Origin of the sequence: Streptomyces fructofermentans, assembly GCF_014651055.1 — a bacterium.
Classification (GTDB): domain Bacteria; phylum Actinomycetota; class Actinomycetes; order Streptomycetales; family Streptomycetaceae; genus Streptomyces; species Streptomyces fructofermentans.
Genome location: NZ_BMWD01000010.1, coordinates 216,302 through 242,467, shown reverse-complemented (window position 1 = coordinate 242,467; position 26,166 = coordinate 216,302). Strand labels below are relative to the sequence as shown.

Annotated in this window: 27 protein-coding genes; 18 read left to right on the top strand and 9 right to left on the bottom strand. The window is 72.6% G+C overall.

All coding sequences use genetic code 11. From position 1 onward, the window contains the following. Positions 1–107 precede the first annotated feature (107 nt). The 9 genes from IE265_RS16980 (at position 108) to IE265_RS16940 (ending at position 9,597) form a co-directional block, all read left to right on the top strand. The gene (locus IE265_RS16980) at positions 108–1,469 is read left to right on the top strand and encodes a bifunctional o-acetylhomoserine/o-acetylserine sulfhydrylase (protein WP_190036406.1); all 1,362 of its coding nucleotides are present in this window, start codon (positions 108–110) and stop codon (positions 1,467–1,469) included. Further along, on the top strand, positions 1,466–2,617 hold the full coding sequence (gene metX, locus IE265_RS16975) for a homoserine O-acetyltransferase MetX (RefSeq protein WP_190036439.1): 1,152 nt from the start codon (positions 1,466–1,468) through the stop codon (positions 2,615–2,617). The genes IE265_RS16980 and metX overlap by 4 nt, the downstream gene beginning before the upstream one ends. 191 nt (positions 2,618–2,808) lie before the next feature. After that, positions 2,809–4,026 carry a hypothetical protein gene (locus tag IE265_RS16970; RefSeq protein ID WP_190036405.1) on the top strand — a complete coding sequence of 406 codons (1,218 nt, stop codon included), beginning with the start codon at positions 2,809–2,811 and terminating at the stop codon, positions 4,024–4,026. 221 nt (positions 4,027–4,247) lie between these two features. Next, complete coding sequence (locus IE265_RS16965) at positions 4,248–5,183, top strand: ABC transporter ATP-binding protein (protein ID WP_190036404.1); 936 nt, start codon at positions 4,248–4,250, stop codon at positions 5,181–5,183. Next, the gene (locus IE265_RS16960; RefSeq protein ID WP_190036403.1) at positions 5,180–6,028 is read left to right on the top strand and encodes an ABC transporter permease; all 849 of its coding nucleotides are present in this window, start codon (positions 5,180–5,182) and stop codon (positions 6,026–6,028) included. The genes IE265_RS16965 and IE265_RS16960 overlap by 4 nt, the downstream gene beginning before the upstream one ends. Before the next feature lie 273 nt (positions 6,029–6,301). Next, positions 6,302–7,729, top strand: coding sequence for a sensor histidine kinase (locus tag IE265_RS16955; protein WP_190036402.1), 1,428 nt, complete (start codon positions 6,302–6,304; stop codon positions 7,727–7,729). Next, positions 7,726–8,403, top strand: coding sequence for a response regulator (locus IE265_RS16950; RefSeq protein ID WP_190036401.1), 678 nt, complete (start codon positions 7,726–7,728; stop codon positions 8,401–8,403). The genes IE265_RS16955 and IE265_RS16950 overlap by 4 nt, the downstream gene beginning before the upstream one ends. 129 nt (positions 8,404–8,532) lie before the next feature. Next, the gene (locus IE265_RS16945; RefSeq protein ID WP_190036400.1) at positions 8,533–9,132 is read left to right on the top strand and encodes a hypothetical protein; all 600 of its coding nucleotides are present in this window, start codon (positions 8,533–8,535) and stop codon (positions 9,130–9,132) included. 27 nt (positions 9,133–9,159) lie between these two features. Continuing rightward, positions 9,160–9,597, top strand: coding sequence for a VOC family protein (locus IE265_RS16940; RefSeq protein ID WP_190036399.1), 438 nt, complete (start codon positions 9,160–9,162; stop codon positions 9,595–9,597). 4 nt (positions 9,598–9,601) lie between these two features. On the opposite strand, the gene IE265_RS16935 is transcribed toward IE265_RS16940, so the two are convergent. Further along, positions 9,602–10,066 carry a hypothetical protein gene (locus IE265_RS16935; RefSeq protein WP_190036398.1) on the bottom strand — a complete coding sequence of 155 codons (465 nt, stop codon included), beginning with the start codon at positions 10,064–10,066 and terminating at the stop codon, positions 9,602–9,604. A gap of 345 nt (positions 10,067–10,411) precedes the next feature. Between IE265_RS16935 and IE265_RS16930 the strand changes: the two genes are divergently transcribed. Then, the gene (locus tag IE265_RS16930) at positions 10,412–11,620 is read left to right on the top strand and encodes a hypothetical protein (RefSeq protein WP_190036397.1); all 1,209 of its coding nucleotides are present in this window, start codon (positions 10,412–10,414) and stop codon (positions 11,618–11,620) included. A 117-nt stretch (positions 11,621–11,737) separates the two neighbouring features. Here IE265_RS16930 and IE265_RS16925 read toward each other — a convergent pair whose 3' ends face one another. Next, on the bottom strand, positions 11,738–12,064 hold the full coding sequence (locus IE265_RS16925; RefSeq protein WP_190036396.1) for a plasmid stabilization protein: 327 nt from the start codon (positions 12,062–12,064) through the stop codon (positions 11,738–11,740). A 246-nt stretch (positions 12,065–12,310) separates the two neighbouring features. Between IE265_RS16925 and IE265_RS16920 the strand changes: the two genes are divergently transcribed. Beyond that, positions 12,311–12,838, top strand: a complete 528-nt coding sequence (locus tag IE265_RS16920; RefSeq protein ID WP_190036395.1) for an SMI1/KNR4 family protein — start codon at positions 12,311–12,313, stop codon at positions 12,836–12,838. A gap of 197 nt (positions 12,839–13,035) precedes the next feature. On the opposite strand, the gene IE265_RS16915 is transcribed toward IE265_RS16920, so the two are convergent. After that, positions 13,036–14,532, bottom strand: coding sequence for a sialate:H+ symport family MFS transporter (locus IE265_RS16915; RefSeq protein ID WP_190036394.1), 1,497 nt, complete (start codon positions 14,530–14,532; stop codon positions 13,036–13,038). A 76-nt stretch (positions 14,533–14,608) separates the two neighbouring features. After that, positions 14,609–15,538 (bottom strand): dihydrodipicolinate synthase family protein, encoded by a 930-nt coding sequence (locus IE265_RS16910; RefSeq protein WP_190036393.1) that lies wholly within the window; start codon positions 15,536–15,538, stop codon positions 14,609–14,611. Between the two features lie 182 nt (positions 15,539–15,720). Here IE265_RS16910 and IE265_RS16905 point away from each other — a divergent pair, with 182 nt between their 5' ends. From IE265_RS16905 to IE265_RS16895, 3 genes are all read left to right on the top strand, one after another. Next, a complete protein-coding gene (locus IE265_RS16905; RefSeq protein ID WP_190036392.1) occupies positions 15,721–16,404 on the top strand; it encodes a FadR/GntR family transcriptional regulator in 684 nt (227 codons plus the stop codon). 169 nt (positions 16,405–16,573) lie between these two features. Next, the gene (locus tag IE265_RS16900; protein WP_190036391.1) at positions 16,574–16,936 is read left to right on the top strand and encodes a VOC family protein; all 363 of its coding nucleotides are present in this window, start codon (positions 16,574–16,576) and stop codon (positions 16,934–16,936) included. A gap of 48 nt (positions 16,937–16,984) precedes the next feature. After that, positions 16,985–17,743: a hypothetical protein gene (locus IE265_RS16895; protein ID WP_190036390.1), complete on the top strand. Its 759-nt coding sequence runs from the start codon at positions 16,985–16,987 to the stop codon at positions 17,741–17,743. 148 nt (positions 17,744–17,891) lie between these two features. Here the strand turns inward: IE265_RS16895 and IE265_RS16890 are convergent, their stop codons facing one another. Together IE265_RS16890 and IE265_RS16885 are read right to left on the bottom strand one after the other, a co-directional pair. Then, entirely contained in the window at positions 17,892–18,896 is a 1,005-nt protein-coding gene (locus IE265_RS16890; protein WP_190036389.1) for a HEAT repeat domain-containing protein, read from the bottom strand. Positions 18,897–18,902: 6 nt separating this feature from the next. Then, positions 18,903–19,607 carry a HEAT repeat domain-containing protein gene (locus tag IE265_RS16885; protein ID WP_373302970.1) on the bottom strand — a complete coding sequence of 235 codons (705 nt, stop codon included), beginning with the start codon at positions 19,605–19,607 and terminating at the stop codon, positions 18,903–18,905. A 174-nt stretch (positions 19,608–19,781) separates the two neighbouring features. Between IE265_RS16885 and IE265_RS16880 the strand changes: the two genes are divergently transcribed. The 3 genes from IE265_RS16880 to IE265_RS16870 all read left to right on the top strand — a co-directional run bounded on the left by IE265_RS16880 (position 19,782) and on the right by IE265_RS16870 (position 22,450). Next, on the top strand, positions 19,782–20,027 hold the full coding sequence (locus IE265_RS16880) for a DUF6479 family protein (RefSeq protein ID WP_190036388.1): 246 nt from the start codon (positions 19,782–19,784) through the stop codon (positions 20,025–20,027). 132 nt (positions 20,028–20,159) lie between these two features. Beyond that, positions 20,160–21,698, top strand: coding sequence for a CYTH and CHAD domain-containing protein (locus IE265_RS16875; RefSeq protein WP_190036387.1), 1,539 nt, complete (start codon positions 20,160–20,162; stop codon positions 21,696–21,698). Positions 21,699–21,976: 278 nt separating this feature from the next. Beyond that, positions 21,977–22,450 (top strand): MarR family winged helix-turn-helix transcriptional regulator, encoded by a 474-nt coding sequence (locus IE265_RS16870; RefSeq protein ID WP_190036386.1) that lies wholly within the window; start codon positions 21,977–21,979, stop codon positions 22,448–22,450. Between the two features lie 214 nt (positions 22,451–22,664). Here IE265_RS16870 and IE265_RS16865 read toward each other — a convergent pair whose 3' ends face one another. The 3 genes from IE265_RS16865 to IE265_RS16855 all read right to left on the bottom strand — a co-directional run bounded on the left by IE265_RS16865 (position 22,665) and on the right by IE265_RS16855 (position 25,076). After that, positions 22,665–23,405 carry a hypothetical protein gene (locus tag IE265_RS16865; protein WP_229916232.1) on the bottom strand — a complete coding sequence of 247 codons (741 nt, stop codon included), beginning with the start codon at positions 23,403–23,405 and terminating at the stop codon, positions 22,665–22,667. Between the two features lie 134 nt (positions 23,406–23,539). Then, on the bottom strand, positions 23,540–24,046 hold the full coding sequence (locus IE265_RS16860; RefSeq protein WP_190036385.1) for a hypothetical protein: 507 nt from the start codon (positions 24,044–24,046) through the stop codon (positions 23,540–23,542). 43 nt (positions 24,047–24,089) lie between these two features. After that, positions 24,090–25,076, bottom strand: a complete 987-nt coding sequence (locus IE265_RS16855; RefSeq protein WP_190036384.1) for a YhjD/YihY/BrkB family envelope integrity protein — start codon at positions 25,074–25,076, stop codon at positions 24,090–24,092. A gap of 255 nt (positions 25,077–25,331) precedes the next feature. On the opposite strand from IE265_RS16855, the gene IE265_RS16850 reads away from it, so the two are divergent. Further along, the gene (locus tag IE265_RS16850) at positions 25,332–26,150 is read left to right on the top strand and encodes a GAP family protein (RefSeq protein WP_190036383.1); all 819 of its coding nucleotides are present in this window, start codon (positions 25,332–25,334) and stop codon (positions 26,148–26,150) included. Positions 26,151–26,166 lie beyond the last annotated feature (16 nt).

Sequence of the window (26,166 nt, the reverse complement as noted above, 5' to 3'; positions counted from 1 at the left end):
ACCGCACCGCGCTGCCCCGCGCACTGCCCTCATCGACGGCCGGCGCTGACGGGACAGCCGCCCCGCGGCCCTTCACGCACCCAGCACGCCTCGTACAAGGGAGAACCATGAGCCAGCCGATCGACTCCGTCACCGCCGGCCACACCCCTGAGGACGGCCCCGCCGGACCCGACACCTCTGCCTGGTCGTTCGAGACCAAGCAGATCCACGCAGGAGCCGTGCCGGATCCGACGACCGGCGCCCGGGCGGTGCCGATCTACCAGACCACCTCGTACGTCTTCCGCGACACCCAGCACGCGGCCGACCTCTTCTCGCTCGCCGAGCCGGGCAACATCTACACCCGCATCCACAACCCGACCCAGGACGTCTTCGAGCAGCGGATCGCCGCACTCGAAGGCGGAATCGCGGCGGTGGCCCTGGCCTCCGGGCAGGCCGCGGAGACGCTGGCCGTCCTGACCCTGGCCGGCGCGGGCGACCACATCGTCTCCAGTACGTCCCTGTACGGAGGCACGTACAACCTCTTCCGCCACACGCTGCCCAGGTTCGGCGTCGAGGTGTCCTTCGTCGACGACCCCGACGACCCCGAGGCCTGGCGTGCCGCGATCAGGCCGAACACCAAGGCCCTGTTCGCCGAGACGCTCGGCAATCCGCGCGGCAACGTACTCGACGTACGGGCGGTGGCCGACATCGCGCACGAGTCGGGCGTCCCTCTGATCGTGGACAACACCGTGCCGACCCCGTACCTGCTGCGGCCCATCGAGCACGGCGCCGACATCGTGGTGCACTCCGCGACCAAGTTCCTCGGCGGCCACGGCACCACCGTCGCCGGTGTCGTCGTCGACGCCGGCACCTTCGACTTCGGCGCGCACGCCGACCGCTTCCCCGACTTCAGCGAGCCGGACCCGAGCTACCACGGCCTGCGGTACTGGCCCGCCCTGGGACCCGGCGCCTTCGCGATCAAGCTGAGGGTGCAACTGCTCCGCGACCTCGGACCGGCGCTCTCCCCGCACTCGGCCTTCCTGCTCCTGCAGGGCGTGGAGACCCTCAGCCTGCGCATCGAACGCCACTCCTCCAACGCCCAGGCCCTGGCCGAATGGCTGGAGCAGCGCGACGAGGTCGCCGTCGTGCACTACCCCGGGCTCCCCTCGAACCGCTGGTACGAGGCAGGACGGCGCTACCTGCCGCGCGGCGCCGGAGCCGTGCTGGCCTTCGAACTGCGCGACGGCGTCGAAGCCGGGAAGCGGTTCGTGGACGCCGTCGAGCTGTTCAGTCACCTCGCGAACATCGGCGACGTCCGCAGCCTCATCATCCATCCGGCGTCCACCACCCACAGCCAGCTCGACGAGGCCCAGTCGGCCGCCACCGGCACCTCGCCGGGCCTGGTCCGGCTGACGGTCGGCATCGAGAACCTCGCCGACCTCAAGGCGGACCTGGAGGCGGGGTTCCGCGCGGCCAAGGGCGCGTCCTGAACACCGTTCCGACCAGGACCGCGGTCCCCCTCCCGCCGGCCTCCGGGGCCTGGCGCGAGGGGGATCCCCCGGGCCGCCGCCGGTGGCACGTGCGGCAGGAGCCGCTGCCGCTGGAGGCCGGCGGTGAACTGCCCGCTGTGCGGCTGGCGTTCGAGACCTGGGGTCGGCTCGCGGCCGACGGCTCCAATGCCGTACTGGTGCTCCACGCGCTCACGGGCGACAGCCATGTCGCCGGCCCCGCGGAACCAGGACACCCCACCCCCGGCTGGTGGAACGGACTCGTCGGGGCCGGACGGGCGCTGGACACCGACCGCTGGTTCGTCGTCGCGCCCAACGTACTGGGCGGCTGCCAGGGCAGCACCGGACCGTCCTCGCCGCGCCCGGACGGGCGCCACTGGGGCGGGTCCTTCCCCACGCTGACCCAGCGCGACCAGGTGGCCGCCGAGGCCGGACTCGCCGACGCGCTCGGCATCGACCGCTGGGCCCTGGTGATCGGCGGCTCCATGGGCGGGATGCGCGCCCTGGAGTGGGCGGTGTCGCGTCCGGAGCGCACACGCGCACTCCTCCTGCTCGCCACCACGGCGGCCGCGAGCGCGGAGCACATCGCCTGGGCGAACATCCAGCTCCACGCCATCCGCGCCGACCCCCACTGGCAGGGCGGCGACTACCACGCCACGGGCCTGGGACCGCACACAGGGCTCGGTCTGGCCCGCCGCCTGGCCCACGTCACCTACCGCAGCGAGCCCGAACTCCAGGCCCGCTTCGGTCGCGCGCCGCAGGGTTCCGAGGACCCCTGGAACCAGGGCAGGTACCAGGTCGAGTCCTACCTCGACCACCACGCCGCCAAGCTGGTACGCCGGTTCGACGCGGGCAGTTACGTCGTGCTGGCGAACGCCATGAACGCGCACGACATCGGCCGCGACCGGGGCGGCACACGCACCGCGCTGCGCAGGGTGACAGCCAGGACCCTCGTCGCGGGCGTCGGCTCGGACCGCCTGTACCCCCTGTCCCAGCAGGCGGAGTTGGCCGCCGGCATCCGCACCGCGGACCGTCTCCGGGTCATCGAGTCGCCCTACGGGCACGACGGCTTCCTGATCGAGGTGGAGCAGGTGTCCGCGCTCGTACGCGAGCTCGTCGCGACGCCCTGAGCCGACCCCCTGAGCCGACCCCCTGAGCCGACCCGCTGAGTCGACCCGCTGAGTCGACCCGCTGAGTCGTACCGGGCACACCCTGGTCGGCCGCGCCGTGCCCGAACACCGGCGACGCCGTCACCGTACGAGTACGGCCTCGGACGAAAACACCTGGCGGTGCGGTGTCCGGTCGGGCAGGGTGCCGGGTGATGAGCGACGAGTACGGGATGACCTACGCACACCACCATTCCCTGGAAGGCCTGTTGCAGCGGGGACGCGGCCTGGGTGCGGTGCGCGCGCTGCAAGTCCCGGAGAAAGCCTCGGAGTTCGTGTACGACGGGATCCGCCGCGACTGGCGGTGGGACGGGGTCGACGACCGGTCGCTGTACCTGGCGCGGCTCGTCCGGGACCTTCGGCTGCCCCTCGCGCCGATCGTGGACCGCCTGACGGCGGACGAGGATTCCTGTCTGCGGGCCTGCGAGGTACTGGAGTTGCTGGCTCTCGCCGGATCGGACGAGGCGCGCGAGGCCCTGCGGGCCCATGTCCGGGAGGGCGGCCACTGGGTCCAGGTGATGGAGTCCGTGTCCCTGGTCTGGCCGCCGGAGTGGTGGGAGGACCTGGGTGACGTGGCGCGGGCCCGGATGGGCAAGGAAGCGGAGCTTCCGTGGCTCGCCGAGCCGTGGACGCGGTTCGGGATCGAGGTCCAGCGCCACCCGCGCGCTGCGCGACCGTCCCTGGCCGGGCTCGGCACCGGCGAGCTGCTGGCCCTGCTCTCCGGCGACCACGCCGAGGACGACGTGAAGTTCGACGCGCTGCGTGAGCTGAACGGCCGGGGTCCGACCGGGGAACTGATCGCGCTGGTCCCCTCGTTGGGCAGCCGGAACAGTCCCCGGCCCCTGCCCGGGCTCGTGCGGGCCGTCGAGCGCCTGGGCGCCGCCGCGGTGCCGGCGGCGCGCAGTTGGGCCGCGGACGACCGCCCCTGGCTGGCGCGACTGGGCGCGGACGTCCTCGCCGACCACGCCGGCCCCGAGGTGCTGCCGGGGCTCGTCGAGGAACTCGCCGCCCAGTGGGCGGCGCGGGCCTGGTGCGGCCCCGACCGGACGGCCCGGCGGCTGGCCCGGTTCGGCCCCGCCGCCGCCGGGGCGGTGCCCCATCTGCGGCGCCTGTGGCTGCGCACTCCGCACTCGTACGAGCGGACCGCGTACCTGGAGGCACTGGCCGCCATGGACCGGGACGGCCTGGACCACGCGTACACCGAGTCCCTCTGGGACTGCGAGGAGACGGCCCGGCTGCTGGGAACCGCCGCGGCCCCCGCCCACCCGGACGTCCTGGAACGCGTCGCGGTCCTGAGGGACGACCCGATGGAGACGGCCGACGTGCGCTCCGCAGCCCGGACGCGCCTGGCAGGACTCGACCGCCTCTCCTGACCCGCACGGTCCGGCGCCGCCGCGCCTCCCCCGAATGCGGCGGGCAGGGCGCCGGTCGGCCGGGGCCCCGCCGCGCGTCCGGGCACCCGGCGCACGTGGTACCGCGGTACTACGTGCCCGGCCGCACAGGGCTCCCCGGTACCACGGATCACGTTCCGCCGGCTCCTAGCGTGAACGGGAACAGCCAGGTGGGGCACGCCCCCGGACGCGAGGGAACATCGATGATCGAGGCACATCAGCTGACGAAGCGGTACGGGGAGAAGACGGCGGTGGACCGGCTGGACTTCGTCGTCCGGCCCGGCGCCGTCACCGGCTTCCTCGGCCCGAACGGCGCGGGCAAGTCCACCACCATGCGCATGATCGTCGGGCTGGACGCGCCCTCCGGCGGCAGCGTGACGGTCAACGGCAGGGCCTACGCGCGGCACACGGCACCGCTCCGGGAGGTCGGCGCGCTGCTGGAGGCCAAGTCGATCCACCCGGGCCGGTCCGCCTTCGACCACCTCATGGCACAGGCCCACACCCACGGCATACCCCGCCGCCGGGTCGAGGAGGTCATCGGACTGACCGGACTCCAGTCGGTGGCCGGGAAGCGCGCGGGCGCCTTCTCCCTCGGGATGGGCCAGCGGCTGGGCATCGCCGCGGCGCTGCTCGGCGACCCGGCGACGGTCATGCTCGACGAACCGGTCAACGGCCTCGACCCCGAAGGCGTGTTGTGGATCCGCAACCTGCTGACCGGGCTCGCGGCGGACGGCCGTACGGTCTTCGTCTCCTCGCACCTGATGAGCGAGATGGCCCTGGTCGCCGACCACTTGATCGTCGTGGGCCGAGGACGCCTGCTGGCGGACACGACCGTGCGTGAGTTGGTCGAGCGGGCCGGCGGGGACACCGTCACTGTGTCGTCCGACGAAACCGCCCGTCTGCGCGAGGTGCTGGCCGGTCCCGGCGTCGAGGTCACCGGTGCCGCCGGATCCGAGGAGCTGCACGTGTCGGGCCTGTCGAGCCAGGAGATCGGCCTCAGGGCCGCCGAGCACGGCATCCCGCTGTACGAACTCCGCTCCCGGACCGTCTCGTTGGAGCAGGCCTTCATGGACCTGACCCGCGACGCCGTCGAGTACCACGCGACCACCGACGTCGAGACCCCCGGGAGGGCGGCATGAGCACGGTCACCGTCGGCGACAGCCCCGCGTCCGCACCTACACCACTGGTACGTCCGGCGTACAAGGTCACCGGTCTGCGCGTCCTGCGTTCCGAGTGGGCGAAGATGTGGTCCCTGCGCTCCACCTGGATCACCCTCGGCCTGAGTCTCTTGTTCCTGGTCGCGTTCGGCGCGATCGCTGCCGCGGACTACCGGTCGGATCTCGGCTCGGGCCGGCCCCTGGAAGCCGCCGAGGCCTCGGCGACCGCGCTCGGCCTGTCCGTGTTCGGCACGAACTTCGCGCAGCTGGCGATCGGGGTGCTGGGGGTGCTCGCCACCGCGGGCGAGTACTCCACCGGCATGATCCGCTCCACCCTCGCCGCCGTCCCGCGCCGCCTGCCGGTGCTGTGGTCCAAGGCCGCGGTGTTCGGCCTGGTCGCCCTCGCCCTCTCCACCGTCGGTGTCGTCGTCGCGTTCCTGGTCGTCGGCGGAATCGTCTCCGCGACACCCGCGGCCCTCCCGGTCTCCCACCCCGGTGTGGTCAGGAGCCTGCTGGGCGCGGGCCTCTACCTCGGCCTGGTCGGCGTGATCGGCACGGCCCTGGGCGCGCTGCTCCGATCGGTCGCCGGCGGCATCTCGGTCCTGGTCGCCTCGCTGATGCTGGTGCCCGGCCTGGTCGCGCTGCTGCCCGGCTCGTGGCAGGACGACATCAGCCCGTACCTGCCGAGCAGCGCGGGCGAGTCCATGTTCGCCCTGACCCACGACGCGACGGCGCTCTCCCCCAGCGCCGGGCTCGCGGTCTTCCTGGGCTGGACCGTGCTCGCCCTGGCCGGCGCCGCCCATCGGCTCGTCCGCTCGGACGCGTGACGGGTGCTGCCTGACGCGTTACGTCGGACGCCTGACGCTTGAAGTCCGGCGTCCGCCGTCCGCGGCCCCCGGCCGGCACCGGAAGGCCGACGCGACGACCGGCACGGCGGCCGCACGGGTCCTCCCGTACGGGCGCCGTGCCGGTCGCACCCGACGCACGCGACGCACCCGCGGTGCCCGGGTTCGGACCTTGACGCAGGCGGGCGCGTACGACGACGCCCCCCCCCGCACACAATGGACAGGTGACACCCATGAGCACGGACCGGTGACCCCATGACGATCGACGACACCGCCCGGCCGGTGGCGGCGGACGGCCCGCCCTTCACCGAGACGGACCTGCCGTGGAACCATCCGCTGGCCCGTGCGCTGTCCCGGCTCGGCCGCCGCCTCAAGCGGGGCGACCGGGCCCGGCCCTGGGTTCTCGACGCCACGGTGACGGCTGTCGTGACACTGCTGTTCTGCGTGTCGGAACTGGTCAACGACGACGACGATGACGCACGGCACGGCCTGGACACCGAGTTCGTCGACCTGCCCTGGCCGGGGACGCTCGCGCTGCAGGCCGGACTGGTGCTGCCCCTGCTGTGGCGGCGCCGGAAGCCCTCCCTCGCCTTCGGCGTGGTCATCTCCGTGTTCCTGCTGCAACTCGCGCTGGGTGTCTGGCTGCGCGCCGACATCGCCGTGCTCATCGCGCTCTACAGCCTGGTGCTGCACGGAGACCTCCGGCGGCTTCCGGCGGCCTGCGCGGTCACAGCCGGTGCACTGGGACTGGTCGCCGTGCGTCTGCCGTCCGAAGTGCGTTTCCTGGACGCGCTGTTCTTCCTGTTCAGCACGATCACCGCCGCTGTCGCCCTCGGACTTGCCGTACGGATCAGGCGGGGCCAGCTCGCGGTCCTGCGCGACCGGGCGGCACGGCTGGAGATCGAGCGCGACCAGCGGAGCAGGCTCGCCGCCGCCACCGAACGAGCGCGCGTGGCGCGCGAGATGCACGACATCGTCGGCCACAACCTCTCCGTCATCATCACCCTCGCCGACGGCGGCGCGTACGCGACCGATGTCGCGCCCGAACGCGGCAAGCAGGCCCTGCTCCTCATCGGCGACACCGGCCGCGAGGCACTCGGTGAGCTGCGGCGCATGCTCGGCGTCCTGCGCGAGCAGACCGGGGCGCCCTCCGCACCCGAGTTGAGCCCTGCGCCGGGCATCGGCGACATCCACGCCCTGTGCGAACGCATCCGGACCGCCGGACCGCGGGTCGTCCACCACAGCAGCGGCACACTCGACACGCTGGACCGTGGTGTCCAGTCGGCCGTCTACCGCATCGTCCAGGAGGCACTGACCAACGCGTTGAAGCACGGGGGTCCGGAGACACGGATCGACCTCGCGGTGAGCGTCGAGGACAGCACGCTGCGCATCCATGTGCACAACACGGGGCGGCGTACCGGCGCCGGGACCGTCCGGCCGCACACGGATGCGGAGGTGGGGCACGGAGTCCCCGGCATGCGGGAACGCGCGGCCCTCTACGACGGCACGGTCGACGTGGGACCCGCTCCCGACGGCGGGTGGACGCTACGGGCCACCCTCGAACTCACGCCGTGGGCGGGACAGGGGATCGGAACACGAGTCGGGACAGGTGCCGAGGCCGGCGGCGGGACCGCGGCCCGGAGCCGTCCCGCTCCATCGGCGGGCAGGGGCGGTGCGGTGTGACCAGCGTGCTCATCGTCGACGACCAGCCGCTCCAGCGCCTCGGCTTCCGCATGCTGCTGGAGAGCACGCCCGACACCGACGTGGTCGGTGAGGCCGCGCACGGCGGTGACGCCGTCCGCCGGGCCGCCGAACTCCGTCCGGACGTCATCCTCATGGACGTTCGGATGCCCGGCATGGACGGGATCGAGGCGACCCGGCGGGTCGTCACGTCCGGTGGCCGCTCCCGCGTCCTCATCCTGACCACGTTCGACCTGGACGAGTACGCCTACGCGGCGTTGCGCGCGGGAGCCAGTGGCTTCCTCCTCAAGGACGCCCGCCCCGAGGAACTCCTCGCCGGAATCCGCGCGGTCGCGGCGGGCGACGCCGTGATCGCCCCGGCCCTGACCCGCCGCCTCCTGGACACCTACGCCGAACACCTCCCCCACCGGGCGTCGGACGGAAGTCCGCGGGACGACCCCCGGATACGCGCGCTCACCGAGCGGGAGTACGAGATCTTCGGCGCGATCGGCCAGGGCTGGAGCAACAGCGAGATCGCGGAACGCCTGGTCGTGGCCGAGTCCACGGTGAAGACCCATGTCGGACGGGTCCTGTCGAAGGTGGGGGCCCGCGACCGCGTCCAGGCGGTCATCCTCGCGTACGACCTCGGCCTCGTCCGCCCGAACCCGCCCGGTTGACACGGCCGTTGGGCGCCGGCCGGCAACGCCTCCCGGACCTCACCGGGAGCAAAGGACGCGCCCTTTGCGGCTTCGCCGACGTGGGTATGAGTTCGGTCCAGGGCGGTGGCGACAAGCGGGGGCGGGCGCATGTTCGACGGCATCAGGGGCAATCGCGGGCTGCGGAGAGCGACCCAGGCGTGGTTCTGGCACAGCAAGTTCCACGCCGTGTCGGTCTTCACCCGGTCCCGTGCCGTGTGGGTGGTCGTGGGGAACGCGGGCACCCTTCTGACCGCCCTCGCCGGGACGGCGCACTACTGGTCGCGCCCGGTGTCGTTCGCGGGCTTCGCCGTCCTTCAACTCGTGTGCCTGGCCTTCCAGGCGATCGCCCTCGTCCCGGTCGCGTGGCCGGGAGGCACCGCGACGCCGCGGGACGTCCGCGGCTTCTCCGAGCTCCACCAGAGCCTGACCGTGGCCACCGTCTGCGGTTCGTGGATCTTCGGTGTGCTTCCGGGGCTGGCGCTGCTCACCCTCTACGACGTGGAGGCGGGCAGCCCGCAGTCCGCCGCCCTGTTGGTCCCCGGGACGGCACTGATGCTGGCGTGCGTGGCGGGTCTGATCACCGCGACGGGCGTCGCCGTGAAGGTGATGGCGCAACACCGCGACGCGCCCGCACCACCCGGCGTGTCCGAGGGGGTGGGGAGTGGAGAGGTCGCCGAGGTGGACTCGGGCGGCTTCGACAGCGACTGAGCTGCCCGGATCGGTAGCATGCGAAGCATGGCCATCAGACTTGAGAACGTCGGAATCGCCGTGCGCGACATCGAGGAAGCGATCTCCTTCTTCACCGATCTCGGCCTCACCGTGCTCGGCCGCGACACGGTCAGTGGCGAGTGGGCGGACACCGCGGTCGGCCTCGACGGAAACCACGCGAAGATCGCGATGCTGCAGACGCCGGACGGCAACGGACGCCTCGAGTTGTTCGAGTACCTCCACCCCGAAGCCATCGAGTCGGAGCCCACGCGGCCCAACGACATCGGCATGCATCGCGTCGCCTTCTCCGTGGACGACATCGACAGGGCCCTGGAGACGGCGGCGAAGCACGGATGCCACCCGCTCCGCGGTGTGGCGACCTACGAGGACGTCTACAAGCTCACATACCTCCGGGGCCCCAGCGGCATCCTCGTGATGCTCGCCCAGGAGCTGAAGAAGGACTGACGGCTCACGGAGACCTCTTCAGGGTGCTCCGGGCGGTGTTGCGGATGCGCTTGGTGCGACCGCGGGCGGCGAGGACTTCGAGGGCGGCGGCGTTCGGCGCCTCGGCCGTCCTGAGCTGGAGCCAGTCGGACGCGCCGAGCAGGGCGTCGGGACTCCACCGCTCCGCCAGCGCGATGGCCCTGAAGAGGGACCATTCGTCAAGGCGCCGGGTCAGGAACGGGTGGCGCGTCGTGGCACGGGTCATGCTCTCGGCCCAGGACGGGTAGGCCGGCTCGGAGTGGAGGCCGCGCGCTCGGCGGTCCAGATGCCGCAGGACGGCCGACTGCGCCACCGTCCGGTCCTGGTCCGCGAGGACCGCTTCGACCACCTCGAACTCGTCGGCCTCCGTGGCCTGTTCGAGCCTGCTCAGGTGGTTCCGGAAGCGGACGTGCTCGGCGGGCTCCTCCTGCTGCGGGGCGTCACGGTTCATGCGGCGCCATCCTGCCGCTCGACCAGGGCACCGCTCCCGGACCGCGGCGGCCCAGGACGGGCTCGACGACTGCGCCGGAGCAATGGCGTTCCTCCCCGACCCGCGCCGCGAGCGCGGACCCACTCGATGTCCGTCGACCGATCATTGGGGAAGGTACGCCTTCAGCACCCCGTCCCGGAACCCGGCCACGGGTCTCGGGCGTTGCCCGGCCCGGAGCACGGTCGCCGCACCGGCCGGGCAGTTCACCGAGTGACCACGTCCGTGCGACGGGGCGGTCGGTGGGCCGGTGTGTGACGGCGAACCGGCCTCACCCGTCGGCGGACGGCACCCAGGTACGATCCGGCGATGCACATGCCACGTACCGCTGGACGAACAGCCCTCGGCCTGGCGCTGGCCCTGGTGGCCGGTTGCGGAGGCGCGAGCCCGCAACCGGTGGAGCCGCGGCCGAGCGCCTCCACCGGCGGCGCGGGCAAGGCGCTCCGATCCTGGTCGTACACCTACGTGTCCGAGGAGTTCGGGAACGACAACAGGATCACGGACATCGCCGTGGTCTCACCGAAGGACGCCTGGGCCCTGAGCTGGAGCCCCTCCGCACGCTCGTCGCTGCTGCGCTACGACGGGAAGGCCTGGCAGCCGTACGAGCTGCCGGGCGGGATCGCAGAGGCGATCGGCGGACAGATGCAGAACCTGTCGCTGACCGCCGTCGGGACGGGTGACGTCTGGCTGAGCGGGTCCGCCGAATCGGGCAGGCCGTTCGCCGCCCGCTTCGACGCGACGGGTTGGCGTGCCGTGCCGTTGCCTGCCCGCGGACCGGGCGTCGGCCACGTGACCGTGCTGGGCCCGGACTCGGTGTGGGTCCTCGGCTCCGACGACGCCGTCTGGCACCTCGAGGGCCGTAACTGGACCCGTACGGTGCTGCCCTTCCGGGCTCCGGGACTCGTCGCCGACCCGACCGGCACCGATGTGTGGGCCGTGGGCACCGACCGCAAGACCGGCGCGGAGCCGCCACCGCACGAGGACGCGCCGGACTCCCGGCAACCGGCGTCCGCCCGCTGGGACGGCACCCGCTGGCACCGGGTGCCGATCCCGACCGAACTCACACTGAGCGACGGCCACGACTTCAGCGCGTCCGTCACGAGTACGACCGTCCTCGCCGACGGCAGGGCGTGGATGACCGGCATGTCGGGCGACGAGCCGGAACCCATCGAGGACGGCGACTACTACCCCGCCGACGAGGTGCCGTTCACCCTGTTCTTCGACGGCACACGCTGGCGTGCGCCGTCGAACGGCGAGCACCCTCCCGCGGCGGTACTGAGCGCCACGAGGATGCGCGACGCCGCGGGCCGGACCCACAGGATCGGCCGTCCGCCGTACGCGCCCGGCGTCTCCGGCAAGGTGACCGGGGCGGATCGCAGGCAGAAGCTCCTGCTCGACGAGATCACCCCGGTTCCCGGCACGGACGAGGTGTGGGCGGCGGGCCGTATCGAACTCGGGGCGCAGGGCTACGCCGACTTCACCCGCGCCGTCGTGGTCCGCTACCGCCTGGTCGGCTGACCGCGTGGCCCGGGGGCCGGTGCGGCTGCGCCGGTTCCGCGGGCCCGGGTGGGCAGCGCATGTTGCGCGGGCCCGTGCGGACGAGCGCCCGGGTCCCGGCGTGCGAGGGCTCCCGCGTCAGTGGCCGAGCGCCTCGCGGAGCTGCTGCTTGTTCATCGACGAGCGGCCCTCGATGTTCTTCTTCCTGGCCTCCGCGTAGAGCTGGTCCCTGGTGGGGCCCTGCGCACCACTGTGAGACCGCTCCCCGCCGCGCTGGGGCGCGGACTTCCTGTCGTGTGTGGACGTCCTGCTCGCGGTCTTCGACTCGCCCGCCCGGGCGCGCTCCTTGTTCACCGTCCGCGCGGCGATCTCCTTCGCACGGTCTGTGGGGACACCGCGCTCCTCGGCGCTCGCCTTGATGTGCTCGTACTGCCGTTCGCGCTTGGGGCTGGATCCTGCGGGCATGGCCCTCTCCTTGTCCTCCAGGGCCGGCGCTTCGAGCCGTCCGGCCACCCCTGACGCGTTCCCGGGACTGGAGGCCCCATACACCGGGCGGCCGCCTCCCCACCCCGGTCCAGCCGAAGGGCGTGCCTCCCGCGATCCGGCGGGCGCGGACCACCGACGTCAGGAGCGGTGACGTGACGCGCGGCCCGGTGGCACCCGGCCGGACCCGACGAAGCGCCGCCGGGCCGGACTCCTACGATGTCGCCCATGGCGGACGTCGAAGATCCTCAGCCCCCGTTCTGGGACAGCGGCAGCGACCGGGGAGTGCAGCCGCCCCTGTCCGACCGGGCGGTTCTGGAGGCCGAGCGGCTGCTGAAGGTCAGGCTTCCCGCCGCCCTGCTCGATCTCCTCCGTGAGCGGAACGGCGGCCTGACCGCATCCGGCCGGGACGCCTTCCCCACCGGTCGTGCGACCTCCTGGGCGCCCGACCATGTGCCCTTCGACCTCGTGATGGGGATCGGCCGGCGCGAGGACACGCTGTCGATGCTCGACAGCCCGTACCTGGTCGAGGAGTGGGGGCTGCCCGCGGGCGTCGTCCTGATCTCGGGCGACGGCCACCACTGGATCGGGCTGGACTACCGGACCTGCGGCCCGTACGGGGAGCCCTCCGTCGCCTGGTTCGATGCGGACGACGGCTCGGACCTCCCCCTCGCCGCGAACTTCCGCGCCTTCGTACGGGGCCTCACCTCCGCCGACGGGTTCGACGGCGAGCAGGACGGGGGCTCACCGGCCTGAGCACGCCTGTGCGGGGAGCGGGACGTCGACGGCCGACGCGGCCGCCGTCCCCGGAAACCCGTGAGGGTGCCGTGGACGGCGGCTGCGTCGGCGGGGTTCGGGACCTGACGCCTTCGGGGGAAGGGGGTCCGGCAGCCGGCTGCCGGACCCCGCGGGCGGTGGGTCGCCCGAGGGGTCCAAGCCTGGTTGCGGGTGTGTCAGCGGCCGGCGTCCTTGCCGGTTCGCGACCCGGCCGCGACCGGCACCCCGGCGTCCTCGACGGCCGCGTCGGTGGTGAGGTGGTCCGGGACGGTGACCGGGTCGATGAGCCGGTTGAGGCGGCGCGGGACGTCGAAGCCGATGAGCAGGATCACCACCAGCGTCAGCGAGAACGTCAGCACCGCGAGCGACTGCCCCAGGGACATGGTCGATGCCAGGTTGGCGCCGAGAACCGGTGCCACGGCTCCGCCCAGCGCTCCCACGTTGTAGGTGAAACCGAGGGACGCCGCGCGCGATTCGGTCGGGAAGTGTCCGGCGATGTAGCGGGGCAGCAGTCCCGAGATGCCCTGCATGCAGGCGAGCATCAGGAAGAGCAGGGCGCCCAGGCCCAGCGGACTGTCGCGGACCGCGAAGACCGGGAAGACGAAGGCGATGCCGACCAGCAGGGTGCAGGCGTAGGCGACGCGCGTGCCGAACCTGTCACCGAGGAAGCCCGCCACGACGCAACCGGTCATCGTGCCGAACCCGGCGTAGTAGAGCGCGTCACTGACCTGCGACGGCGAGAATCCGAGCTCGGTCTTCAGATAGGTGGGCAGCAGGGCCTGGACCGGCCAGCTGTAGAGGAAGGCGCAGAAGACGGTCACGCAGAGCGCGACGAACAGCACCCACCTCTTGCGTCCGCCGAGCTGGACGGCGAAGGCGACCAGGCACAGGGTCGCCACGACGGCGAGCACCGGCACCATGCCCGCCCCCAGCGGGGTGAACACCGCGAAGAGCGACCCGGTGGCGACGACCGCGATCAGAGAGTTGGCCCACGCCCTGCGGGGGTCGGCGAACAGCGGCCTGAAGGGGTTGGGCCGTTGGCCCGCCGAGCCGACCCGCTCCTCCCAGTCGTCGGCCTCGGGCAGCGCGCGGCGCACCCAGAGGGCGACGACCACCGGGAACAGGCCGATGTAGAACAGCCAGCGCCAGCCGTGGCTGGGCACGACGTGCTCGTAGACCTCGGCCGCCAGGACGCCGCCGAGCGAGAAGCCCGAGATGAGGAATCCCGAGGCGCGGTTGCGCAGCCGGGCGGGCCAGCTCTCCAGGACGTAGGTTGCGCTGGCGCTGTACTCGCCGGCCATGCCCATGCCGATCAGCAGCCGGGCGGTGAACAGGCTGGTGTAGTCCCAGGCGAAGCCGCAGGCGAAGGTGCCCACCGAGTACAGCAGGATGCTGACCACCATGGCGCTCTTGCGGCCGAAGCGGTCGCCGAGGGCCCCGAGCACGGCCCCGCCGAGCCAGCGGGTGATGAAGGCTCCGGAGACCAGGCTCGCGGACTCGACGGTGGACAGGCCGAAGTCGTCGGCGATCTCCGTCAGTACGAGGGTGATGAGGACGAAGTCGAAGCCGTCGAGGAGGTAGCCGATCCAGGCGGCGAAGAACGACTTCCACTTCTCTCGGCCGATCTCTCTGTACCAGGGCGGAGAGGCGGGGGTGGTGCGCGCGGTAGACATGACGAATCCAATGCGGGTGAAGGAGACTCTCGGCAGGACTACGGCCCGGGACGGGTGGGGGCGGCCCGGTCGGGGGTCACAGCAGGCCGGCGGTGACGAGGCAGCCGCGGACGCGTTCCACGGCCGCGTCGTCGAGCGGTACCTGCGGCGCGGCGGTCGCGGCGCAGTCGATGAGGCCCTGGAGCTGCGCGGCGGCCTTGAAGGCGCCGAGCGCGGAGGAGCTGGGGCCCATCAGTGCCGGGTCGCCCGCGTCGGTCAGGGAGAACAGGGCCGCCAGCCGGTCCTGCTCGGCCCTGGCCGCGGCCCAGTCGCCGGCCCGGGCCGCCTCGTAGAGCCGTACGTAGCCGTGCGCGTCGACGTTGCCGAGGCCCGGGACGACACCGTCCGCACCCGCGAGCAGCGCGCCGTCGACGGTGAGTTCCGAGCCGGTGAGCACGGAGAAGCCGTTCGGGAGCCGGCGCAGTTCGGGCATCAGGCGGCGCAGCGAGCCCTCGTCGCCGCTCGAGTCCTTGAGGCCGGCCAGGGTGCCGTCGGAGGCCAGGTCGAGCACGATGTCGCGGGGCAGCTTGGTGTGCACGGCGGCGGGGATGTCGTAGGCGAACAGCGGCAGGTCGGCGCCGGCGCGGATGCGGCGGAAGTGGTCGGCGATCTCCACCTTGTGCGTACGGGTGTAGAAGGGCGCCGTGGCCACGAGTGCGTCGGCACCCGCGCGTACCGCGTCGGCCGCCCGGTCCAGGACCCGGGCCGTGGTGGTGTCGATGACGCCGGCCAGGACGGGGACCCGGCCCGCCGCGGTGTCCACCGCGGTCTCGAGCGCGGTCAGCCGCTGGGCGTCCGTGAGGTAGGCGGTCTCGCCGCTCGATCCCAGCAGGAACAGGCCGTGCACACCGGCCGTGATCAGGTGCTCGGAGAGCCGGCGCAGCGAGGCCGTGTCCACCTCGCCCGCCGCCGTGAGCGGGGTGATGACCGGGGGGATGACGCCGCGCAGGGGCGTGGGGAATGACATGTGGTGCTCCAGGTCGTGCTGTTCGCGCCCCGGCCGATGGGTGCTGCGTACACCTAAGGCCAGGACATAGTACGCGGGACAGAAGGCATTGGACGTAGGACGTGGGACGTAGGATGTCCTACGTCCTGGTAGAGTGACACACGGCAGAGCAGGAGATGTCAAGGTCCGAGAGAGGACGCCACATGCGATCGGTCGCCGCCGACGCCGAGGACAAGATCAAGGAACTGATCGTCGAGCAGGCTCTCGGCCCCGGCGACGCGCTCCCCACCGAGACCGAGCTGATGCAGCGCTTCGGCATCAGCCGCAACTCGCTGCGCGAAGCCCTGAAGTCCCTCCAGGCCATGCACATCGTCGAGATCCGACGCGGCTTCGGCACATACGTCGGCACCCTGTCCCTGGAGCCGATGACGGAGGCCATCGCGTTCCGCACCGTGGTCGGCCACCGCCGCGGACAGGGCAGCCTCCTCGAACTGCTGCAACTGCGCGAGGCACTCGAAGCGGGGCTCATGCACCAGCTCGCGGGCCGGCTCCCCGACGAGGACCTCCGCGAACTCGACGCGCTGGTGGCGCGGATGCACAAGGAGGTGCGGGAGGACGGCGAGATCGCGGCCCGGACCGACCGCGCCTTCCACCGCACCCTCCACCGCTCACTGGACAACGAACTGCTCAGCGAGCTGCTCGACGCGTTCTGGAACGCCTTCCACCGGGTGCGCTCGGAAGGGCTGGGCAAGGCGGCCGACGGCGAGGAACTGGCCGACATGCACGCGAGGATCGTCGACGCCGTACGCGACGGCGCCGCCGAGGCGGCCGAGGCCGCCGTGCACCGCCACTTCGACGACATCCGCAGGCGCCTGTCGAACCCCTGACTCCGGACCCGCGGCCGGGCGCGCCCAAGAGGCGTCGGCCGCTCGGCAGTTCGGGTACGTGCCCTGCCCCGTGCGGCGGGCCGTCCCCTGTCGGGCGCCGCCGCGCCGCGTCATCCGGGCGGCCGCGCGGTGCGAGGCCGCCCGCCCGCCGTCCTGGCAGGATGACGGCATGGAACGAGTGCTTGGAATCGGCGGGTACTTCCTGCGGGCCGCCGACCCGGAGTCCCTGGGCGCCTGGTACCGCGACCGCCTCGGCCTGGAGGCCGACGAGCACGGCTTGTGGCGCCAGGAGGACGGCCCGACGGTGTTCGCCACCTTCGAGTCCGGGACCGACTACTTCGGCTCCCGCTCCCAGCAGTCCATGCTCAACTTCCGGGTGCGCGATCTGGACGCGATGCTCGCGCAGTTGCGTGCCGCGGGCGCGGACGTGGCCGAGGAGACCCAGGACATGGAGGGCGTCGGACGGTTCGGCTGGGTGACCGATCCCGAGGGCAACCGGGTCGAGCTGTGGCAGCCCGCCCGACAGACGTGACACGAGGGCAGTGGCAGCGGCGACCGGGCCGACCGCCGCTGTGGGGGAATGATGATCGAGGGGTACGAGGACGATCCGCTCGTCGCCGGCGAGGAGTTGCTGTCCCGGCCGGGATTCTGGGCCGCCCATCTGCTGTGGCTCGGCGAGACCGGTGAGGGACCCGAGCCGGCACCCGCGTGGTTCGGGGCGGACGAGGCGGATGCCGACGCGGCGTACGAGGCGTTGTGCGACGAGACCCGCCGGCCGGTCTTCCGGATTCCGTTCGCAGGCGGGCACAGCGTCCTCGTACTGGGGCGCAATCTCGCGGAGGACGCCGGGACGGAGTTCTTCGTCACGCACCCGTCGTGGGACCGCCTCGGCCACCTCGCCACGGCCGACGGCCACCAGGCCGGCCCCGGCCTGGCCTGGCGGGAGCTGATCCACATCGCGCGCACACCCGATCCCGCCGCCGAGGGTGTGCAGGATCCGCATGCCCGACTTCTGCTCCTCCTGCCCGCGCTGGGTGACGCGGACCTGCCCGAGGACGCCCTCGGGGTGCTTCGCGACGCCCTGGTCCGGGTGGGAACCCCTGCGCGGCGGGCTGCGGCCGTCGCCGAAGCCCTGCTGGTGGAGCATCCGTTGTGGGAGCCGGCCACCTGGACGCCGCAGGGCCCGTCTCCACTGTCCGGCGGCCAGGGCCCGTTCACCGGCATCCTCTGCTGCGACGAGTCGGGAAGTCCCCGATGCGGAACGCGACTTGCCCAGGGCATCAGCCTTGAGCAGAGCGACCGGCTCGCCCGCGCCCTCGGCACCTGGCCGGGTGAGTGACGGGACGTGGTGCGCACGGCGGCCGACGCCCGGAGTCCCCTGCCGGAAGGCTCCGCCGCCCGGTCGGAAGCATCGGCGCGGCGCGCTCCAGGAGGACGGCAGGGCAGGGCGGTCGGCTGGTCGGGGCCCGGCCGGCCCCGTGACTCCGTCAGGGCGCCTCGCGCAGCGTCAGAACGTACGTCGCGGTGAGCGCGACGACACGGTCCCCATCCTGCGAGAGTTCCGCGAGGGCGTCCGACGCGACGGTTCCCGGGATGTCCGCCAGCGCTTGAGTCAGTCGTCGGCGCGCCGGCGGTTCGAGGCTGCCGCGGGCGAGGAAGCCGACGAGCGTACGGGCGATCCGGTCCGCCGGCTCGGGACGGGCGGCCAGCGCGCTCAACGTGTCGGCCGCGTCGACGTCGTTCACCCCCTCCACGATCATGTCGACGAGTGCCGGAACCGCGTCGGCCACCCCGCGGGCGCCCAGTGCCGGAGCCGCGTATCTGCGGACCGCGGGATCGGAGTTCGTGAGGGCTTCCCGCAGCAGTGCGGTCGCCTCCTGGCTCGGGATCTCGGCGATGGCCTGGACCGCACGCCCGCGCACGTCGGCGAGGGGGGAGCCGAGGCCCTCCGCCAACAGGGCCAACACGTCGTCGCCCGACTGCGCCAGTGCCCATCGCAGGGCACCGCCGACGTTGGGGTCCGCCTCGCTCAACGCCGCCTCGACCAGGGCCTCCACCGGCACCGGAGCCCCTTCGACCGACGACAGGGCCGCGCGCTGACGCCTGCCCGCGTTCTCGGATCCCAGCGCTTGGAGCAGTGCCACGGTCTGGAGGACGTCCTCCCAGTCGGAGGGCTCCGCCGCGCCGATCCGACGCAGCCGCGTGAGCAGCGCGGTCTCCCCCGCGATGCGTTCCCGGGTCTGGCGGATCAGGTCGTCGACGAGCGCCGAGGGCTGGAAGCCGGGATCGTCCAGCGCGTCCCCGACCTCCCGCAGTGACAGCCCCAGCGACCGCAGGCTCTCGATGTGGAAGATGCGCCGGATGTCGTCGCTGGAGTACTCCCGGTATCCGGACCCGGTACGTCCCGTGGGGCGCGCCAGGCCGAGCGCGTCGTAGTGCCTGAGCATGCGGGCGCTCACCCCTGAACGTCGGGCCACATCACCGATCAACACTGCTTGTCACCCCTCCTGGGCGTTCGTGCCTAGGACCACGATGCGCTTCGCCTCCTCGATCGCGAACTCGAATCCGGCATCCGGGTCGCGCAACAGGCGTTCCGTGGCGATCGCGTGCTCGCGCACGTGCGGGTCGGCGTTCGCCGCCGCCGCGTGCAGAGTCGGCACGGCCGCCTCACCGAGCGCGATCAGCGCACGGCTCAGGCTCAGCCGTGTCTCCCGCCCACCGCGCCCGAGCCGGGTCGCGAGCACTTCGGCCAGGCCGGGCTCCGCGCCCTCGGGCGCGAGCACGACCGCCGCGCGCCAGGCACTCCGGGCCACCTCGTCGTCGGCGTCGGCCAGCAGTGCGGGTGTGAGCGCGGGCCAGGCCTGCCGATCCCCGATCTTGGACAGGGTGTGCAGGGCCTGGCTCCGTGCCTGGGCCGACTCCGACCGGAGTTCGTCCACGAGCTTGGGGACCGTGATCGACGCAGCGTGGCGGGTGAGAGCCCAGGTCAGCATTTCGCGTACATAGAACTCGGGCTCGACGGCGCACCGTTCGACCAACTTGTCGATGAATCGCGGGTCCGGGGCCGTACCGGCTCCCAGTGCCGCCCGCAGCCGCACGGTCGGGCTGGTGTCCTCCAGCGCCCCGAGGGCCCGGATCACGGCGGCGTCCACCTCCGGTGCCAGCCGCTGCTCCTGCTCCTGCTCCTGCTTCGCCATGGTCATCGGGACCACCTCCTCGGCCCCAGTGGAGACCTTGTCATCGTGTCAAGGTCAAGTCCGACCGTCCGACCGGGCCGCCGAGCCGGCCGAGGCGGGGGTGGTCGCCACGGGGGACGGATGCACTGGCTCGGGACCACTACGACGGCTGGAACCGCCGAGCCGGGGTACCCAGCCGGAATGAACGCAACGACCGACCTGGCCGCAGGCGCAAGCTCGTCGCTGATCCTCATCCTGGTGGGCGTGATCATCGTGGTCGCGCTGCTCGCCGCCTTCGTCGTGGGCAGCCGCCGCACGGCCCGCAAGAACACCACCGCGTCCGCGTCCCCCGAGGCCGCCGGGCAGGGTGCGACCGCGGGCAGCGGACGCGGCGAGAGCTGGCAGACCATCGACGACGACCCCGACCAGGGCCACCCGCACCGCTGAACCCCACCCCGCCCGCACCCCACCGCCACCGCCACCGCCAAGGGCACCGCCAAGGGCACCGCCAGAGACATCCCGAATAAGTACATACGGCGCAAAATGTTTGGGTCATGGATTTACGTGTACGCATTCCCCATGGCGCGATCCGTACGAGAAATCGAACGCAAGTACACGGCGCCCGCCTCCGACGACTCGTCGTGGCTGGCCGACCTCACCGCGGTCGGCCCCGTCGCCTCGGTCGCGGAGCGGGGCGTAGTGGAACTGGACGCCGTCTACTACGACACCGACGACCTCCGTCTGACCCGTGGCGGCGCGGCCTTGCGCCGCAGAACCGGCGGCGAGGACGCCGGCTGGCATCTCAAGCTCCCGGTGGCGGACGACACCCGCGAGGAGATCCAGACTTCGTCCACGGCAGAGGAGGTGCCGGAGGAACTGCGGGACCTCGCCCTCTCCCGCACGCGCGGTGCGGCGCTGCGGCCGGTCGTACGCGTCCGCTCCAGCCGCTCCGTGCACCATCTGCTCGACGCCCGGGGCGACGTGCTGGCCGAGTTGAGCCGGGACGCGGTGTCCGCGGACGGCCTGCTCGACGAGGGCGGCCATGCCGCATGGCGGGAGCTGGAGGTCGAACTCGCCGGGAGCGGGGACACCGCACTCCTGAACGGCATCGAGAAGGTGCTGATCAGGAGTGGTGTCGACCGCGCCAAGAGCCCGTCCAAGGTGGTCCGCGCGCTGGCCGAGACCGAGTCGGGCCCGCAGCCGGCGTCCGGTCGGGCTCCCGGGGTCGCACCGGGGTCCGCCGGAGACCACGTGCTGGCCTACGTGGGCAGGCTGGTCAGCGATCTCACCGACCTCGACCCGGCCGTCCGCCGCGACCTGCCCGACGCCGTGCACCGGATGCGCACGACCGCTCGTCGGCTGCGGGGCTGCCTTCGCTCCTACCGTTCCGTGCTCGACGCGGAAGCCTGCGCCCCCGTACGGCGGGATCTGAAGTGGCTCGCCAACGAGCTGGGAGTGGAGCGCGACCACGAGGTGCTGGGCGAGCGCCTGCGTTCGGGCCTGCGGGAGCTTCCCGGGGAGCTGGTGCTGGGTCCGGTCGACGCGCGTCTCGAAGCCTGGGACGTGGCGAAGCGGGCGGACGCCAGGCGGCGCACCCTGGACGCGCTGGCGTCGCCCCGCTACCTGGGCCTGCTGAACGGTCTCAGGTCGCTGACCGACGAGCCGCCGCTGCGGGCGAAGGCGAGCGGCAGGCCCGAGAAGGTCATGGTCAAGGTGCTCCGGAAGGAGTTCCGGCGACTCGCGGGCCGGATGGACCCGGCACTCGACATGGCGTCGGGCCCGGAACGCGATGCCGCGATCCACGACGCGCGCAAGGCCGCCAAGCGGCTCCGGTACGCGGCGGAGACCGCTTCCCCGGTGCTGGGGAAACCCGCACGGCGCCTCGGCGGACGCGTCAAGGCGGTGCAGCAGGTGAGTGGCGACCAGCACGACAGCGTGGTGACGCGCGACGCCCTGCGGCGCCTGGCGGTGTCCGCCCAGGGGGCGGGCGAGCCCGGCTTCACCTGGGGGCTCCTGCACGGTCAGGAGCGGGCCTCGGCCGGGGCACGGGAGCGGCAGCTCCCCGAGGCGTGGGCCAGGGCACGCGCGGCCGGCCGGAGCAAGCCCTTCCGGCGCTGACCGTACGCACCGGGGGTCGCAGTCGTGGCCGCGGGCCCGCGGCCGGCAGTCCGCCGTCGGACGACCGCACAAATAGTAGCCATGTACATGGTAGCCATGTACTGTATCTCTCGTGAGCCAGGCACCCGCGCGTCATGGCCCGGCTTCCGGAGCGCCTGCCGGATCGGAGGGCGGGCGATCATCCGCAGGGCGTCCGCGCCCCGAGCCGCCATCGCCGCCGACTGCACAACTCCCGACCCAGCTTGCGACCCGCACACCGAGACGAACACGGAGCCGTCATGACCACCACCGCACCGACGCCGTCCACGACGGACCCGTCACCCCTGGTCAACCCACGCCTCATCGCGTTGGCGCACCACGCCGGTCGCGCCCTCCTGGAGGACGTCCTGGCCCGGCACGGGGCCACGTTCCACCAGAGCGTCACACTCCGGGCCGTAGTGGCGGCGGGCGGCTCCGTCGGCCGTGACGAACTCGTCGGAGAGGTCACCGGGTCACTGAAGATCGACGCGTCGGTCGTGGACGGCGTGATCGGGGAGCTGACGGCCGCGAAGCTGCTGGAGGGGGACCCCTCGCACGCGTCCCGGGTGCGACTCACGGACACGGGACGCGAACTGCACGAGAACACCTCCGCGGAGGGCGCCCGGATCTCGGCCCGGCTGTACGCCGGGATTCCGGTCGAGGACCTCGCGGTGGCGGGCCGCGTACTGGCACTGGTCACCGAGCGCGCGAACACCGGGCCGGCCGCAGGCTGAGGCAGCGCCCCAGCCGCGCGGACTCCGGCCGCGATGCTGCGGATCCTCGACAAGCCGAGTGCCACGTGGGAACTCGCGCTGCGGACCAGGTCCGAAGCCTGAGCCGTACGGGCCACTCGTCCGGGCGAGGCCGCCGCAGCCGCCGTGCCGATCCTCGCGGGTGTGATGGCCCCCGCTCGGGGCACAGCGGCGAGACGCTCCGGACGTCAGGGACTCAGGGCCGCTGCGGCCACCGGTATCCGAGTTCCCTCGCGAACTGCGCCGACCCGCCGCAGACTTCGGCGATCATTCGCGGGTCGTCCGCCGCCAGCTCGGCGGCGAACCTCGCGGCCTGGGCCGCCGGGTCGTCCTCGGAGACATCGAGTTCCAACCGGAACTGCAGCCAGGGGTCTCGGCCGCGCGTGACCGAGCGGCTCGGATGGAAGAGGAAGAGACCGATCCGGTCGGGTTCCCACACGAGGGCTTCCACCATGTCGAGTTCGCACTCCCACTGAGCGAGCCATTCGGCATGCTCCACGAGGCTCTGCTCCAACAACCGGGCGACGGTACGCGCGGGCCATTCCCAACCGCGGTCGGCGACCGCCCGCTCGACCTCCGCCCGATACTCCCCGGCGTCGAACCGGAACTCGGGCAGATCGACCCCGTCCCGGTCGGGGTTGCGCCAGTCGCTCCAGACGACGTCGTCGCCGTCGCGCCGGAGAGTCACGTAGAGAGCACCACAGCAGGCCTCCACACAGCTCGCCTCGGCCAACCTCACCTCGTGCGGCTCGGCACCGGCGATGAGCGGACCGCCCGGCGGCAGGAGGTACTTGGGGTCCTCGCCCGGCCCGTCGGTGAACGCGACGGCCAGGATGTCCCGACCGTCGACCAGCGGCCGCAACTCCACGCCGTCGCCCCTCAGCGCAGCCTCGGGTACGACAACCTGGAGGGTGAGGCGATGCTTCGTGTCGGTCATCGGAGAAGTATCGGGGCTGCGGCCCTGCTCGTGCCGCCGGGTCGCGCAGCCGGGGTTCAGCGGCGCCCCGGGGCAGAGCGGCAGAAGGGCTGAGCGGCACTCGGTACCCGCCCTGGCATGCCGTGGCGCGTGGCCTACCGGTGATCGCCGGCCTCGCGGTACGACCCGAGCGTTCCGACATCGGTCACCCAGACCTGGAAGGGGGCGGGCCCGGGATCCTCCCCGGTCCGCTCCGGCTCCTCGCCGCACGGCTCCAGGCCGGCCCATCCGACGACACCCGGTTCGTCGTCGGCCAGGAATCCCTCGACGACTGGACCGGGATCGCCGGAGGGCACGTACTCACCGCCGAACGGCAGGTCGTCCGGCGGGACGGACCCGGTCGAGCAGCACAGCGCGCCGGCCTGCACGTCGTGCCACACGTAGAACGTCGCGTCTCCGGAGTACTCCAGGTCGCGGATGCGGTCCCGCAGTGCCGTCGCGGTCCGTTCGAGGGCGGCCACCACCTGGGGCACGGACAGGGATCCCCGGTCGTCCGGTCCCGCGCCCAGCCTCCAGGTGTTCGTCTCGCACTCCACCTGCCGGTCGGCCGGTTCCAGCACCAGTGGTTCGTCCGCGATCTCGGCAATCCATGTCAGCAGCACGCCGGAAGTATCGCGCCCGCCGCAGGGTGGCCCGCACCGGGAATCACGTACGCCGGACGTCCCCGGGCGGGAAGTCCGGCGGGCCGAGGCGGTGCGCGAGGAAGGGCTCCCTGGCCAGCACCGCACCCGTGCTGATGCTGATGGCGACGGCCACGCACACCACGATGAGCCAGGAGAGCAGGACGAAGACCGAACCCGCGGAGCCGTACTCGGCGAGGGTCCGGTTCAGTGCGCGGGGCATGTAGAAGTGCGCGACCAGCGAGAGGCCCGTCACGGCGACCCCCGTGATGACCGACCCCGGCAGGAGGGGCCCCCACCCGACCAGACCGCCCAGCAGGAGGTGCTGCGTCCACCACCACAGGGCCGTCTGCGTGATCACCGTGATGGGAATGCCCAGCCAGGCTCCCAGGCCGAACCCGTCGCGCAGCGGGCCCTGCACCATCAGTGCGAGAACCCACAGGACGATCCACGCGAGCCACCGCCAGGCGGCGACCCGCGTCCCCGACCGGGGTATCGCCCACGCCCGCTTGCACAGTCTCTGCATGGCGCGGCTGACCGCGGTCGCAGACAGGAGGACCATCAGCCCGCCGACCACGCCGATGGCCTGCCGCAGGTCGCTGTCCGGCGAGCTGAACACCTTGTCCAGCTGCTGCTTCGCCGCCCCGGTCAGTCCGAAGACCGCGCTCAGCGACGAGACGAGCTGCTCCTGCACCGGCTTCGGCGCGTAGGCACTCACCACGAAGAGCAGCGGGATCGCGGTCAGGAAGCACTGTGCCGCGAGGCGGGTCGCGGAGTCGAAGATGTTGACCGACACCATGCGGTCCACCAGGCGTGTGATGACGGGCAGCCTGGTCTCCACGCGGGCGTGCAGCGCGCGGGCCCGCGCGGTGACCTCTCCCGTCCGACGGCGCCACCACGACGCGTGCAGCACCGAGGTGGTCCGGCGACGCGAAGCGGCCCTCGGACGGCCGGGGCCGGCGGGCCCGCCGCGCGGCTCCTCCCGGTCCTTGCCGAGGTGCGGGGGCGGCATCAGGCGCCGCTACGGGCCGCGCCCTGGCGGAGCCCGCGGATCCCGGGTGCCGGCGGCAGCCGCGCGGAGGTCGTCATGGCTCAGCTCCTTCCCAGGACCAGGGTGCGCGACGGCACCGGGCACGGCACGTCGTACGGGCTGTCATGTACGAATCCGCCGGCAGGAGCGGTACGGCGGCGGTCCGGCCGTCCAGAGGTGCGGTGGCCCGACGCCCTGCATAGGCTCGAACTGTTCCGTGCACGATGGGATGGCTCCATGGTCTTCGACCTCCTGCTCATCGCTCTTGCCATCACCCTGGACCCACTGCCCCTCATGGCCTTCGTGCTGCTCGTGTCGTCGGCCAGGGGGGTGTGGAAGGGGCTCGTCTTCATCCTGGGCTGGCTGGCGTGCTTCGTCGGGGTGATCGCCATCGTCCTGGCGGTGACCGGCGGGCAGCCGCCCGCGCCCAAGTCGCCTCCCTCCACCGGCGTCCTCGTCGCCAAACTCGTCATCGGCGTGCTGCTGGTCGTCTACGGCGCACACCGGCACCGTCGCCGACGGCAGCGCCGCGACGGGGAGCGGACGCCGAGCGGGACAGCCGCGGACCGCCCGAGGAGCCCGACGGCGTCCGACCCGTCCGTCGTGTCCCGGTCGCCCGAGCCGGCCGGGACGGCCGGGACGACCGGGCGGGACGACTCCGCACCATCCCCCGGATCTGCCCAGGACCCGCCGCGTAGGAAGAGGTCGAGGCCGTCGCTCGGGGCCATGCTGGACCGCGGCGCCATCTGGCCGGCGGCCGGCGTCGCCGTCTTCCTCCAGCCCTGGGGCCTGGTGGCCGCGGGCGCGGTCACCGTGGTCGAGGCGAACACCTCGCACACCTCGACCTGGCTCGTGCTGTTCGGCTTCTGCCTGCTGGCCACCGCGAGCCTGCTGGCCGCCGAGCTGTACGTGGTCCTCAGACCGGCACGGGCCCAGGCGCGGCTGCTGGCGCTGCGCGGCTGGATGGAGGCCCATGCGCAGCAGGCCATCGTGCTCGGCTGTCTGCTCGTCGGCCTGCTGCTGACCGGCAAGAGCATCTACGGGCTGACCGGCTGACCCTTCCCGACGTGCG

Excerpts from the sequence above, each read along its gene's own strand:
- IE265_RS16925 (WP_190036396.1), bottom strand. The coding sequence starts at position 12,064 with ATGCCCGCAGGATCCAGCCCCAAGCGCGAACGGCAGTACGAGCACATC.
- IE265_RS16910 (WP_190036393.1), bottom strand. The coding sequence starts at position 15,538 with ATGTCATTCCCCACGCCCCTGCGCGGCGTCATCCCCCCGGTCATCACC.
- IE265_RS16920 (WP_190036395.1), top strand. The coding sequence starts at position 12,311 with ATGGCGGACGTCGAAGATCCTCAGCCCCCGTTCTGGGACAGCGGCAGC.
- IE265_RS16965 (WP_190036404.1), top strand. The coding sequence starts at position 4,248 with ATGATCGAGGCACATCAGCTGACGAAGCGGTACGGGGAGAAGACGGCG.
- IE265_RS16935 (WP_190036398.1), bottom strand. The coding sequence starts at position 10,066 with ATGAACCGTGACGCCCCGCAGCAGGAGGAGCCCGCCGAGCACGTCCGC.
- IE265_RS16855 (WP_190036384.1), bottom strand. The coding sequence starts at position 25,076 with ATGCCGCCCCCGCACCTCGGCAAGGACCGGGAGGAGCCGCGCGGCGGG.
- IE265_RS16865 (WP_229916232.1), bottom strand. The coding sequence starts at position 23,405 with ATGACCGACACGAAGCATCGCCTCACCCTCCAGGTTGTCGTACCCGAG.
- IE265_RS16945 (WP_190036400.1), top strand. The coding sequence starts at position 8,533 with ATGTTCGACGGCATCAGGGGCAATCGCGGGCTGCGGAGAGCGACCCAG.
- IE265_RS16980 (WP_190036406.1), top strand. The coding sequence starts at position 108 with ATGAGCCAGCCGATCGACTCCGTCACCGCCGGCCACACCCCTGAGGAC.
- IE265_RS16880 (WP_190036388.1), top strand. The coding sequence starts at position 19,782 with ATGAACGCAACGACCGACCTGGCCGCAGGCGCAAGCTCGTCGCTGATC.
- IE265_RS16885 (WP_373302970.1), bottom strand. The coding sequence starts at position 19,607 with ATGACCATGGCGAAGCAGGAGCAGGAGCAGGAGCAGCGGCTGGCACCG.
- IE265_RS16875 (WP_190036387.1), top strand. The coding sequence starts at position 20,160 with ATGGCGCGATCCGTACGAGAAATCGAACGCAAGTACACGGCGCCCGCC.
- IE265_RS16870 (WP_190036386.1), top strand. The coding sequence starts at position 21,977 with ATGACCACCACCGCACCGACGCCGTCCACGACGGACCCGTCACCCCTG.
- IE265_RS16960 (WP_190036403.1), top strand. The coding sequence starts at position 5,180 with ATGAGCACGGTCACCGTCGGCGACAGCCCCGCGTCCGCACCTACACCA.
- IE265_RS16930 (WP_190036397.1), top strand. The coding sequence starts at position 10,412 with ATGCACATGCCACGTACCGCTGGACGAACAGCCCTCGGCCTGGCGCTG.
- IE265_RS16900 (WP_190036391.1), top strand. The coding sequence starts at position 16,574 with ATGGAACGAGTGCTTGGAATCGGCGGGTACTTCCTGCGGGCCGCCGAC.
- IE265_RS16955 (WP_190036402.1), top strand. The coding sequence starts at position 6,302 with ATGACGATCGACGACACCGCCCGGCCGGTGGCGGCGGACGGCCCGCCC.
- IE265_RS16850 (WP_190036383.1), top strand. The coding sequence starts at position 25,332 with ATGGTCTTCGACCTCCTGCTCATCGCTCTTGCCATCACCCTGGACCCA.
- IE265_RS16970 (WP_190036405.1), top strand. The coding sequence starts at position 2,809 with ATGAGCGACGAGTACGGGATGACCTACGCACACCACCATTCCCTGGAA.
- IE265_RS16940 (WP_190036399.1), top strand. The coding sequence starts at position 9,160 with ATGGCCATCAGACTTGAGAACGTCGGAATCGCCGTGCGCGACATCGAG.
- IE265_RS16895 (WP_190036390.1), top strand. The coding sequence starts at position 16,985 with ATGATGATCGAGGGGTACGAGGACGATCCGCTCGTCGCCGGCGAGGAG.
- IE265_RS16905 (WP_190036392.1), top strand. The coding sequence starts at position 15,721 with ATGCGATCGGTCGCCGCCGACGCCGAGGACAAGATCAAGGAACTGATC.
- IE265_RS16915 (WP_190036394.1), bottom strand. The coding sequence starts at position 14,532 with ATGTCTACCGCGCGCACCACCCCCGCCTCTCCGCCCTGGTACAGAGAG.